9 protein-coding genes are annotated in these 11,183 nt (G+C 66.8%); 4 read left to right on the plus strand and 5 right to left on the minus strand.

All coding sequences use genetic code 11. The features are described from left to right. Position 1: 1 nt before the first annotated feature. The 4 genes from Rhe02_RS15505 to typA all read right to left on the minus strand — a co-directional run bounded on the left by Rhe02_RS15505 (position 2) and on the right by typA (position 4,325). A complete protein-coding gene (locus Rhe02_RS15505) occupies positions 2-796 on the minus strand; it encodes a serine hydrolase (protein ID WP_239123842.1) in 795 nt (264 codons plus the stop codon). Then, complete coding sequence (locus Rhe02_RS15510; protein ID WP_203908921.1) at positions 789-1,397, minus strand: lysoplasmalogenase; 609 nt, start codon at positions 1,395-1,397, stop codon at positions 789-791. Before Rhe02_RS15510 ends, Rhe02_RS15505 begins: the two co-directional genes overlap by 8 nt. Positions 1,398-1,529: 132 nt before the next feature. Then, the gene (locus tag Rhe02_RS15515) at positions 1,530-2,297 is read right to left on the minus strand and encodes a hypothetical protein (RefSeq protein ID WP_203908922.1); all 768 of its coding nucleotides are present in this window, start codon (positions 2,295-2,297) and stop codon (positions 1,530-1,532) included. A gap of 159 nt (positions 2,298-2,456) precedes the next feature. Continuing rightward, entirely contained in the window at positions 2,457-4,325 is a 1,869-nt protein-coding gene (gene typA / locus Rhe02_RS15520) for a translational GTPase TypA (protein WP_203908923.1), read from the minus strand. Between the two features lie 87 nt (positions 4,326-4,412). Here typA and gsmA point away from each other — a divergent pair, with 87 nt between their 5' ends. Both gsmA and rsgA read left to right on the plus strand, forming a co-directional pair. Next, positions 4,413-5,474 (plus strand): sporangiospore maturation cell wall hydrolase GsmA, encoded by a 1,062-nt coding sequence (gene gsmA, locus Rhe02_RS15525; RefSeq protein ID WP_203908924.1) that lies wholly within the window; start codon positions 4,413-4,415, stop codon positions 5,472-5,474. 130 nt (positions 5,475-5,604) lie between these two features. Next, on the plus strand, positions 5,605-6,669 hold the full coding sequence (rsgA, locus tag Rhe02_RS15530) for a ribosome small subunit-dependent GTPase A (RefSeq protein ID WP_373320636.1): 1,065 nt from the start codon (positions 5,605-5,607) through the stop codon (positions 6,667-6,669). Here the strand turns inward: rsgA and Rhe02_RS15535 are convergent. Beyond that, entirely contained in the window at positions 6,614-7,657 is a 1,044-nt protein-coding gene (locus Rhe02_RS15535; protein WP_203908925.1) for an LCP family protein, read from the minus strand. The genes rsgA and Rhe02_RS15535 overlap by 56 nt on opposite strands. Positions 7,658-7,773: 116 nt before the next feature. Between Rhe02_RS15535 and uvrA the strand changes: the two genes are divergently transcribed. Both uvrA and Rhe02_RS15545 read left to right on the plus strand, forming a co-directional pair. Further along, on the plus strand, positions 7,774-10,668 hold the full coding sequence (uvrA, locus tag Rhe02_RS15540; protein WP_203908926.1) for an excinuclease ABC subunit UvrA: 2,895 nt from the start codon (positions 7,774-7,776) through the stop codon (positions 10,666-10,668). Between the two features lie 36 nt (positions 10,669-10,704). Next, the gene (locus tag Rhe02_RS15545) at positions 10,705-11,160 is read left to right on the plus strand and encodes a Rieske (2Fe-2S) protein (protein ID WP_203908927.1); all 456 of its coding nucleotides are present in this window, start codon (positions 10,705-10,707) and stop codon (positions 11,158-11,160) included. Positions 11,161-11,183 lie beyond the last annotated feature (23 nt).

An 11,183-nucleotide genomic window follows, 5' to 3' on the forward strand; every position in this document is an offset into this window, starting at 1 on the left:
GCTAGATTAACTCCTTGCGCAGCCGCCAACTGGCCTGTGCCAGCTGCCCGAGCATCGCGCAGGCCTGTGGATCGGGCAGGTCGCCGGTGGTGCACACGGAGAGGACGTAAGGGGCGGCGTCGGGCGGATAGATGACCGCGATGCTGTGCCGCACGCCGGTGACCCAGCCGTTCTTGCTCGCCATGCGGGTGCCCGGGGGCAACCCCTGCGCGAAGTCGTCGAGGTATTCCTGTGCGCACAGGATGCCGAGCATTTCGGCTGTCCGCTCGGGATCGGCGAGGTCTCCCATCGCCAGACGGCTCATCAGCGCGGCCAGGTCGGCCGCGGTGACCTCATTGGTGACGCCGAGCTCGCGTGCCGCATAGTCCTCTATGCCGCGATCGGTGTGGGAATGCACGGCTCCGGCGTCGCGCCAGACCCGGTTCACCCGGTCGTAGTCGAGCTGGCCCAGCAACAGGTTCGTCGCCAGGTTCGACGACCGCACGATCATCCGGCGGGCGAGCCAGCGCAACGGCACGTTCGTGCCCAGCCGTTGCCACACCTCGGGATCGCCGTCCTCCTCGCTGTCGTTGGGGAACGCCTCCGCGCCCGCGGCCGCCGAGCGATGGTTGTTGTGCACCAGCACCTGCTGGTCAAGATCGGCGAACGCGCGATAGGCGGCCACCATCACGCCGACCTTCATCGTGCTTGCGGCGTAATGGGGCACATCTTCCGCGCGGGTGTAGTGAGCCGGGCCGCCGAGCGGGCCGAACCAGACAGAAGCGGTGCCGGGGAACGAATCCAGCTCTTCAATCACGGCGCTGACGGTACCGCACCCAGCCGGTCGCGAGGAGCACCTGCGCCAGCACATAGGTGAGCATGACCCAGATAGCCGGCCCCGGCAGCTGCGCCGCATCCGCGATCTCGACCGCGAGCAGGAGGTCCGAGAGCATGAAGAGCGCGCCGCCCAGACCGACCCGCCATCCGAAGCTCGCGGACAGGATGGCCGTGCTCGCCAGCGCCAGCCCGTAGAAACTCATCGGGATGGCAAGCGCGCCAAGCCCGCTCCACAGCCAGGCCAGCCCGCCCACCAGGACGGCGCCATAACCCAGTACCGCCAACGGTTTCGGCCGGGCGCCGTGGCGCCAGAACGTCGTGATGTAGCAGAGGTGCGCGCCGAGGAAGAGCGCCATGCCCAGCATGAACCAAAGCTCGCCGTCGGGCAGCAGCGCGATGTCGCCGGCCGCGCAGAACAGCAGCGCCGCGATGATCCCCTTCTCGGCCGGAGCCTTGCGCCACACCCAGAACGCGAGCAGTGGCAACAGCAACGGCTTGGTCACCCACACGAGCCACGTGGTGTCGGTCGCACCCGCTACCAGGTTCAGCACGCAGAGCACGGCATAGAGGGGAAGGATCATCGGCGCAGCCTACACACCCGCAGGTCAGCCGCATAGCCCGCACGTGGACACCGGATCAGCCCGCTGCCGTGGGCAAGGTGCGCCGTCCCCGATCACGCGCGAACCGAAGCGTGATCGGGGACGGGCGGCGGATCAGTAGATGCTGTCGAGCATCAGCCAGTCGCCGGGGCCCGGGTACTGCGAACGGTTCGCGGTGTGCCCGGCCCGCAGGCAGCTGGTCTCGAACAGGTTGTGGTCAAGACCGAGCGCGTGCCCCAGCTCGTGGCAGGTGGTTTCGCGATGCCATTTGGCGTCGTTGGTGGGAATGTAGCCGGTGCCTTGATGGTCGTTGAGGTCGACCACGGCCGCGGTGATGGATAGCCCGCTGAAGGTGTAGTAGGTGCCGCCCACCCAGCCCGTGGCGCCGAAGTCGCCGTCGTAGACGTCGACGCAATGAGCGCTGCTCGGGCATGAATAGCTGAAACGGTATCCGGAGTCGATGGCGGTGGACTCGTTCCACTTGACCACTGATTCGTAGACAGGCCAAAGGGAACCGGTGTGGTCGAGGAAGTAGACCGCGGGGTGGCTGCCGATCCAGTGATATCTGTTGATGCCGCACAACCGGGCGAGGGCGTATGCGCCCTGGATGCTGCAATCGACTTCGGCGGGGGAGACCTTCGCGCTCGCCGGGTCGATCAGACCGGCGACGCCGGCCGCTTTGAGTTTGCGGTAAAGGCCGGCTGTGCCGACGCCTTGCGCCGGGGTCCAGATGGACACGGTGGTGGTGCCGTCCGGGTTGTTGACGACGGCGCGTACTTCTTCGTAGGACATGGACGGCGGGGGTGCGGCCGCCGCAGGCCCGGCGGTGGCGACCAGAGCGAGAACGGTGGCAACGGCCACAGTCAAATAGGGGTGCCTCATTCCGCTGATGCTCAGCGGCGAATCTATTTGTTTTCTATACCGCAGCTATGCCGTGCCCGGCGCATGCGCCGGGGTGGGGGAGCACGGACCTTCGTCGCCGCCCGGGAGGATGCGGCGGGCGACCACGACGGACCGGCGTATATAAGGGTTTTGAAGCTTTTACTGGCTGGCGTGCTTGCGGCGGGCGGTATCCCGGGCGCGCTGGGTCTGGTCGAGCACCACCTTGCGAATGCGCACCGCCGCCGGGGTGACCTCGACGCACTCGTCCTCGCGGCAGAACTCGAGGGCCTGTTCCAGGGAGAGCTTGCGCGGCGGGATCAGCTTCTCGGTCTCCTCGGAGGTGGAGGCTCGCATGTTGGTGAGCTTCTTCTCCTTGGTGATGTTGACGTCCATGTCGTCCCAGCGGGAGTTCTCGCCGACGAGCATGCCTTCGTAGACCTCGGAACCGGGCTCGATGAACAGGGAGCCGCGCTCCTGGATGTTCATCATGGCGAACGGGGTGGCGACCCCGGCGCGGTCTGCCACAAGGGAACCAGACGCGCGGGTGCGCAGCTCGCCGAACCACGGCTCGTAGCTTTCGAAGACGTGGTGCAGGATGCCGGTGCCGCGGGTGTCGGTCATGAACTCGGTGCGGAAGCCGATCAGGCCACGGGCGGGAACGAGCCATTCCAGGCGGATCCAGCCGGTGCCGTGGTTGACCATCTGCTCCATGCGGCCCTTGCGGGTGGCGAGCAGCTGGGTGATGGCGCCCAGGTATTCCTCGGGCGCGTCGATGGTGAGGCGCTCGACCGGCTCGCAGAGCTTGCCGTCGATCTCGCGGGTGACCACCTGGGGCTTGCCGACGGTCAGCTCGTATTGTTCGCGGCGCATCTGCTCGACGAGGATGGCCAGCGCCAGCTCGCCGCGGCCCTGCACCTCCCACGCGTCGGGGCGCTCGGTGGGCAGCACGCGCAGGGAGACGTTGCCGACCAGCTCCTTGTCGAGCCGGTCCTTCACCATGCGAGCGGTGACCTTGCTGCCCTTGGCCCGGCCCACCAGAGGGGAGGTGTTGGTGCCGATGGTCATCGAGATGGCCGGCTCGTCAACCCTGATGAGCGGCAACGGAATCGGGGTCTCCGCGTCGGCCAGGGTCTCGCCGATCATGATCTCGGGGATGCCCGCCACCGCGATGATGTCACCGGGCCCGGCCTTCTCGGCGGGCTTGCGCTCAAGCGCTTCGGTCATCAGCAGCTCGGAGATGCGCACCTTCTGCTGCGAACCATCTGTGCGGCACCAGGTCACGGTCTGGCCCTTGCGAATCTCGCCCTCGCGCACCCGGCACAGCGCGAGGCGGCCCAGGAACGGTGACGCGTCAAGGTTGGTGACGTGTGCCTGCAGCGGCGCACCCTCCGTATAGGACGGTGCGGGGATGGTGTCGAGCAGGGTCTGGAACAGCGGCCGCAGGTTGGGCGAGTCGGTGGGGACCGAGCCGTCGACGGGCTGGGTCAGCGACGCGATGCCGTCGCGGGCGCAGGCGTAGATGATCGGGAAGTCGATCTGCTGCTCGTCGGCGTCGAGGTCGAGGAAGAGCTCATAGGTGTCGTCGACGACCTCTTTGATGCGGGCGTCGGGCCGGTCCACCTTATTGATCACCAGGATGATCGGCAGCCGGGCCGAAAGCGCCTTGCGCAGCACGAAACGGGTCTGCGGCAGCGGGCCTTCCGAGGCGTCGACCAGCAGGATCACGCCGTCGACCATGGTGAGGCCGCGCTCGACCTCGCCACCGAAGTCGGCGTGGCCGGGGGTGTCGATGATGTTGATCACGGTCTTGTCGCCGTTGGTGCTGAGGTAGTTGACCGCAGTGTTCTTGGCGAGGATAGTGATGCCCTTTTCCCGCTCAAGATCCATGGAGTCCATGACCCGATCGGCCGCGGCTGCCCGCGCGTGGAACGCGCCGGCCTGCGTCAGCATGGCGTCGACAAGGGTGGTCTTGCCGTGGTCGACGTGGGCGACGATAGCGACGTTGCGCAGATCGGGGCGGGTTGGCATGCGCTACATCCTTCCCTAGATGGGTAAACAGCTGTTGTCGGGGTGCTCAATGGTGTCTTGCGACACAGACGTCCGTTATATTCGATTATGCCGGTCTTATCCGCCTCGCTCGCCTTCATTCTCATCTTGCTCTATGGCGCGGCCCCAGCTCTGGCTTTCCCCGCATCTGGCAGCGTCGACTCGCAGACAGTTCTCAACGTCCGATCGGGAGCGGGCACGGACAAGCCGATCCTCACCACGCTCCCCGACGATGCGGCCATCACCGTGGAATGTCAGGTGTGGGGTCAAGGCATCGTGGGTACCCAGCGCAGCTCGCCCTATTGGGACCGGATAGGCAACGGGCGTTACGTCGCGGACGCCTTCATCGCGTGGGCGCCGTCGCGGCCGTCGGTGCCGTGGTGCGCCGAAAGCGGAGCGGCGAACGCCACGGTTGATGCCTCGGCACTGAATGTGCGCTCGGGTCCGGGTTTCGGGCACGGTGTGCTCAGCCAGCTGCCTTCGGGCGCGGCGGTCGAGGTGACCTGTCAGGCGTGGGGCAGCGACGTGGAGGGAAACTCCGTGTGGGCGCGGGTTGGCGACGGCCGTTTCGTGTCCGACCGCTACGTCGCCTGGGCGCCGCGCAAGCCGTGGCTGCCCTGGTGCGGCCAGGAAGCGGTGGTGGTGGCGCCCGCCGACACCGCGGCGTTCATCGCCTCGGCGGTCGGGCCGGCCCAGGAGAGCCAGCGGGCCACGAAGGTCCCCGCCTCGGTGACGATCGCCCAGGCGATCCTCGAATCCGGTTGGGGCCGAAGCACTTTGACCCGCGACGACCACAACTACTTCGGCATGAAGTGCTTCGGCGACCCGGGCCCGGTGGCGCTGGGCTGTCGCGACTACGCCACCCACGAGTGCTCGGGCCAGGACTGCTTTCCTACCAACGCGCTGTTCCGGGCCTACCGCGACGACGCCGATTCCTACGTCGACCACGGCAAGCAGCTGGCCACGCTTTCGCGCTATGCCGAGGCGATGCGCCACACCGCCGAACCGGACCGGTTCGCCCGCGAGATCCATCTGGCCGGCTACGCGACCGGCTCCACCTACGCAGATAAGCTCATCGATCTTATGAAGCAGCACAACCTCTACCGGTATGACCTGGCTCAAATGGGTTGAGGAGGCGGGGCCGGAGGGTTACCGTCATGGCCAGACGCGTCTAGTCGATCAACGGGGTAAGGAGGTGGTGGAAATGCCATACCTGGTAAGGCCATCAACCTCGATATATCCGTAAGAGAACAGGACGCACTTGACCATCACCCTGGCTTCCCTAGGCTGGGAAGACTCCTTCGCCGCGGGCTACCCGCGGTTGTCCCTACCCGACCACGAACCGGGCCGCGTGATCCGCGCGGACCGGGGCATCAGCACCGTTCTCACCGCCAGCGGTGACGTACGGGCTGGGATGGGCGGCAACCTGCTCGCCGCTGCCGCGTCCGATCCGCTCGCGTTACCCTGCGCGGGGGACTGGGTGGCGTTACGCCATTGGCCCGACCAGCGGGTCACGCTCGAAGCGGTGCTGCCCAGGCGCAGCGCGATCATCCGCCGCACCGCGGACAAGGACGCGAGCGGTCAGATCCTGGCCGCCAACGTCGACGTCGCCGCGGTGGTGGCGTCCCTGGACCCCACGCCCGAGCTGCAGACCATCGAACGTCTGCTGGCCTTGGCCTGGGACTCGGGCGCCCGGCCCTACCTGATCCTCACCAAGGCCGACCTCGTCGCCGACCCGAGCACCGTGGCCGAACAGCTGGCCGACATCGCGCCCGGGGTGCCCGCCCTGGCGGTGAGCGCGGAGCGCGGCGACGGGCTGGAAACCCTTCGCCCCTTTGTCGCGTTTGGACGGACGCTGGGCCTGATCGGGGCCTCCGGCGCGGGCAAGTCAACCCTCGTCAACGCGCTGGCCGGGAACAAAGTCATGGCGACCCAGTCGATCCGGCGGGTCGACGGCAAGGGCCGGCACACCACCACCCATCGCGCGCTGGTACCGGTGATAGGCGGCGGCGCCGTGCTGGACACCCCGGGGCTGCGCGCGGTCGGGCTCCTCGACGGCGCCGCGGGTCTCGACCGCGCCTTCGCCGACGTGACCGAGCTGGCCACGCTATGCCGTTTCCACGACTGTCACCACGAAGGCGAGCCCGGCTGCGCCATCGCCGCCGCGCTGGCCACCGGCGAGCTGGCCCACCGGCGCTGGGCAAGCTGGCTGAAGCTGCTGCGCGAGCTTGAGTTCGAACAGCGACGGCAGCGAAACCGGATGGCCCGCTCTAATTCGCGAATTGCGGATTGGCGGACAGCCAGGCACCGACACGGTCGGAGTTGACCGCGGCGTAGAGCTCGCCGGCCTGCTGCGGATCGGTGTAGACCACGCTTTGACTTCCCTCCATGCCCGTCCCCTTGGACGGGCTGGTGAGGAAGGTCAGGTCGGCGCTTCGCAGGTGGCGCAGCTCGAGCGCGAGATCGAAGACAGAAAGCTCATGGTCGGCGGTCAGCGAGTCGGCCGTCGCCCGGACGAACGCGTTGAGCTTGGCCGCATCGGTGAGCAGATCGCGGGAGGCGGCCTTTTCCATCACGGCCTTCATCACCTGCTGCTGGTTTTCGATCCGATGGAAGTCGCCGTCCTTGAACTGGTACCGCTGGCGCGAATAGTCCAGCGCCTCTTCCCCGTTGAGGTGCTGGGCTCCCGCCTGGAAGGTGCGGTAGGGCTTGTGGATCGACTTGAAGGTCTGCTCGACCACGATCTCGATGCCACCGATCGCGTCGATGACCTCCTTGAAGCCGGCGAAGTCGATCAGGATCACGTGGTCGATGCGGACCTTCGTGAACTCCTCCACGGTGCGCACGGTCAGCGGGGTGCCGCCCAGGGCGTACCCGGCGTTGATCTTTGCTTTGCCGTGTCCCGGAATCGTGGTCCAGGTGTCGCGCGGGATCGAGATCAGCTGCGCCCGCTGCCGGTCGGCCGGAAGGTGCACCACGATGATGGTGTCGCTGCGGGCGCCGGTGTCACCGCTGTCCTGTTCCACCCGGTTGGCGCGGGAGTCGCTGCCCAAAAGGAGGATGTTCATCGCCTGCGGCGTGATCTTGGAGGGGCGTGCCGCGTCGGGGATGCCGGTGAAGGCGTCCACCCGGTCGATCTTGTCTTCGATCGAGCCGGCGTAGAGCCAGAGCCCGCCTGCGATCCCCCCACAGAGCAGCAACATGATCCCGGTAAGAATGCTCACCACATACAGAAGGTGGCGAAAGCGCGGTTGCTTCTTGCCATCGGGCGCGACCAGCTTAATCGGCAATGCTGAGGGTTCGGGGTCGGACATGAGGCGGATTCAATCACGTTTGGATCTCTGGCACGAAAAGCTGTCGCCGACCGGACAGCGAGCCCTCGAAAGGCAGGCCAAAGCGTCTTGTCATACCCCACGGCTAGGCTTGCGCCGTGACCGACCGTCTGATCATTCGTGGTGCGCGTGAACATAACCTGCGCGATGTCAGCCTGGATCTTCCGCGCGACGCGCTCATCGTCTTTACCGGTCTGAGCGGGTCGGGCAAGTCGAGCCTGGCGTTCGACACGATCTTCGCGGAGGGGCAGCGGCGTTACGTGGAGTCGCTGTCCTCCTATGCGCGCCAATTCCTTGGCCAGATGGACAAACCCGACGTCGACTTCATCGAGGGCCTTTCCCCGGCGGTGTCGATCGACCAGAAGTCCACCTCGCGCAACCCGCGCTCGACGGTCGGCACGATCACCGAGGTTTACGACTATCTGCGCCTGCTTTTCGCCCGGGTCGGAGAGCCGCACTGCCCGACCTGCGGTCACCTGATCAGCAAGCAGACGCCGCAGCAGATCGTCGACCGCGTGCTCGCGATGGAGGAGGGCACCCGGTTCCAGGTGCTGGCCCCGGTGATCCGCGGCCGAAAGGGTGAATATCTCGACCTTTTCTCCGAGCTGCAGTCCAAGGGTTTCGCGCGGGCCCGGGTCGACGGGGTGGTGCACCCGCTGACCGAGGTGCCCAAGCTCAACAAGCAGCAGAAGCACACCATCGAGGTGGTGGTCGACCGGCTCGCCGTCAAGAAGAGCGCCAAGCAGCGCCTGACCGACTCGGTGGAAACCGCGCTCGGGCTGGCCGGCGGCATCGTCCTGCTCGACTTCGTGGACCTGCCCGAAGACGACGAGCACCGCGAGCGCAAGTTCTCGGAGAACCTTGCCTGTCCCAATGACCATCCGCTGGGCATCGAAGACCTGGAGCCCCGGGTCTTCTCTTTCAACTCGCCCTATGGCGCGTGCCCGGAGTGCACCGGTCTGGGGACGAAGAAGGAGGTCGATCCCGAGCTGCTGATCCCCGACTCGGAGAAGACCCTCGCGGAAGGGGCGATCGCGCCCTGGGCCAACGGCCACACCATGGAGTATTTCGGCCGCCTGCTCGAGGCCCTCGGCGAGGAGCAGGGCTACGACATGGACACCCCGTGGCGCAAGATCCCGGCTCGGGCGCAGAAGGTGATCCTGCACGGCGCGGAGAACCAGGTGCATGTGCGCTACCGCAACAAGTACGGCCGGGAGCGGTCCTACTATTCCGGTTTCGAGGGAGTGGTGCCCTGGCTGGAGCGCCGCCACGCCGACACCGACAGCGAGTGGTCGCGCGAGAAGTATGAGGGCTACATGCGCGAGGTGCCCTGCGCGGCCTGTGGCGGTTCCCGGCTCAAGCCCGAGGTGCTCGCGGTGACCCTGGGCGGCAAAAGCATCTCGGAGCTGTGCTCGCTCTCGGTGGGCGAAGCCGCCGTGGTGCTGGGCGAGCTGGAGCTCAGCGACCGGCAGCGGCTCATCGCCGAGCGGGTGCTCAAGGAAATCAACGCCCGCTTGAAGTTCCTGCTCGACGTCGGCCTCGACTACCTCTCCCTTAACCGGCCATCCGGGTCGCTGTCCGGCGGTGAGGCGCAGCGGATCCGGCTCGCCACCCAGATCGGCTCGGGCCTGGTGGGCGTGCTTTACGTGCTCGACGAGCCGTCGATCGGGTTGCACCAGCGCGACAACCACCGGCTCATCGAGACGTTGGTGCGCTTGAAGAATCTGGGCAACACCCTGATCGTGGTGGAGCACGACGAGGACACCATCCGCACCGCCGACTGGGTGGTCGACATCGGCCCGGGCGCGGGGGAGCACGGCGGCAAGATCGTGCACAGCGGCTCCTACGCGAAGCTGCTGACCAACAAGGAGTCGGTGACCGGCGCCTACCTGGCCGGGCGCAAGCACATCCCGGTCCCGCAGCAGCGGCGGCCCCGCATCTCCGGCCACGAGCTGGCCGTGGTGGGGGCGCGGGAACACAACCTGCGCAACCTGACGGTGAGCTTCCCGCTCGGGCAGTTCATCGCGGTCACCGGGGTTTCCGGCTCCGGCAAGTCGACTCTGGTCAACGACATCCTCTATACCGTGCTGGCCAACCAGATCAACGGCGCCCGCATGGTCCCCGGCCGGCACACCCGGGTCACCGGGCTGCAACACGTCGACAAGGTGGTGGGGGTCGACCAGTCCCCGATCGGGCGCACCCCGCGCTCCAATCCGGCCACCTACACCGGGGTGTTCGACAACATCCGCAAGCTGTTCGCCGAGACCACCGAGGCGAAGGTGCGCGGCTACGGGCCGGGCCGGTTCTCCTTCAACGTCAAGGGCGGCCGCTGCGAGAACTGCGCGGGCGACGGAACGATCAAGATTGAGATGAACTTTCTGCCCGATGTGTACGTGCCATGTGAGGTATGCAAGGGCGCCCGGTACAACCGGGAGACCTTGGAGGTTCACTACAAGGGCCGAACCATCGCGGAGGTGCTGGAGATGCCGATCGAGGAGGCCTCCGGCTTCTTCGAGGCGATCCCCGCCATCCACCGCCACCTCAAAACCCTGGTCGACGTCGGCCTTGGCTATGTCCGGCTCGGGCAGAGCGCGCCGACGCTGTCCGGTGGTGAGGCCCAGCGGGTGAAGCTCGCTTCGGAGCTGCAGAAGCGCTCAACCGGGCGCACGGTCTACGTGCTTGACGAGCCCACGACCGGTCTGCACTTCGAGGACATCCGCAAGCTGCTGCTGGTGCTGCAGGGGCTGGTTGACAAGGGCAACACGGTGATCGTCATCGAGCACAACCTTGATGTGATCAAGTCGGCCGACTACCTGATCGACATGGGTCCGGAGGGCGGGCACAAGGGCGGCATGGTGATCGCCACGGGCACCCCGGAGGAGCTGGCTGAGATCGATGACAGCCACACCGGGCAGTACTTGCGGGCAATGGTGCAGAGATCTTCGGCAACGGTCACGGCTGCAAAAAAGACGAGAGCTAAGGCTAAAGTGTGACCGTTCAACCAACGTCCGAACATGGAAGGTTCCAGGATGAACGACCCACATTCGTCCCGCCGTGCCCTGATCGCCGGGGCCGGCGCTGTCAGCCTCACGGGGGTGCTCGCCGCTTGTGGCGGGGATGATCAGCCGCCACCCAGCTCGTCCGGCACAACGCCGGGCGCCGCCCCGACGACCGGCGGCGCCAAGCCCCCGACCTCCCCGGCCCCGTTGACCACCAAGAGCAAGATCCCCGTTGGGAGCGCGGTATCCTTCGGCGCCGACGGGGTGATCGTGGCCCAGCCCACCGCCGGCAAGTTCATCGGCTTCAGCGCCATCTGCACCCACCAGGAGTGTGTGCTGACCAACATCAAGGGCGACACGATCAAGTGTGGGTGCCACCAGAGCGAGTTCTCCGCCAAGGACGGCCGGGTGCTCAACGGTCCGGCCAACCGGTCGCTGCCGAAGGTTGATCTGAAGATCGAGGGCGAGAACATCAGCCTCGCCTGAGCGTCGTAGTCGCGTACTACGCT

Source organism: Rhizocola hellebori (genome assembly GCF_016862955.1).
Taxonomy (GTDB): Bacteria; Actinomycetota; Actinomycetes; order Mycobacteriales; family Micromonosporaceae; genus Rhizocola; species Rhizocola hellebori.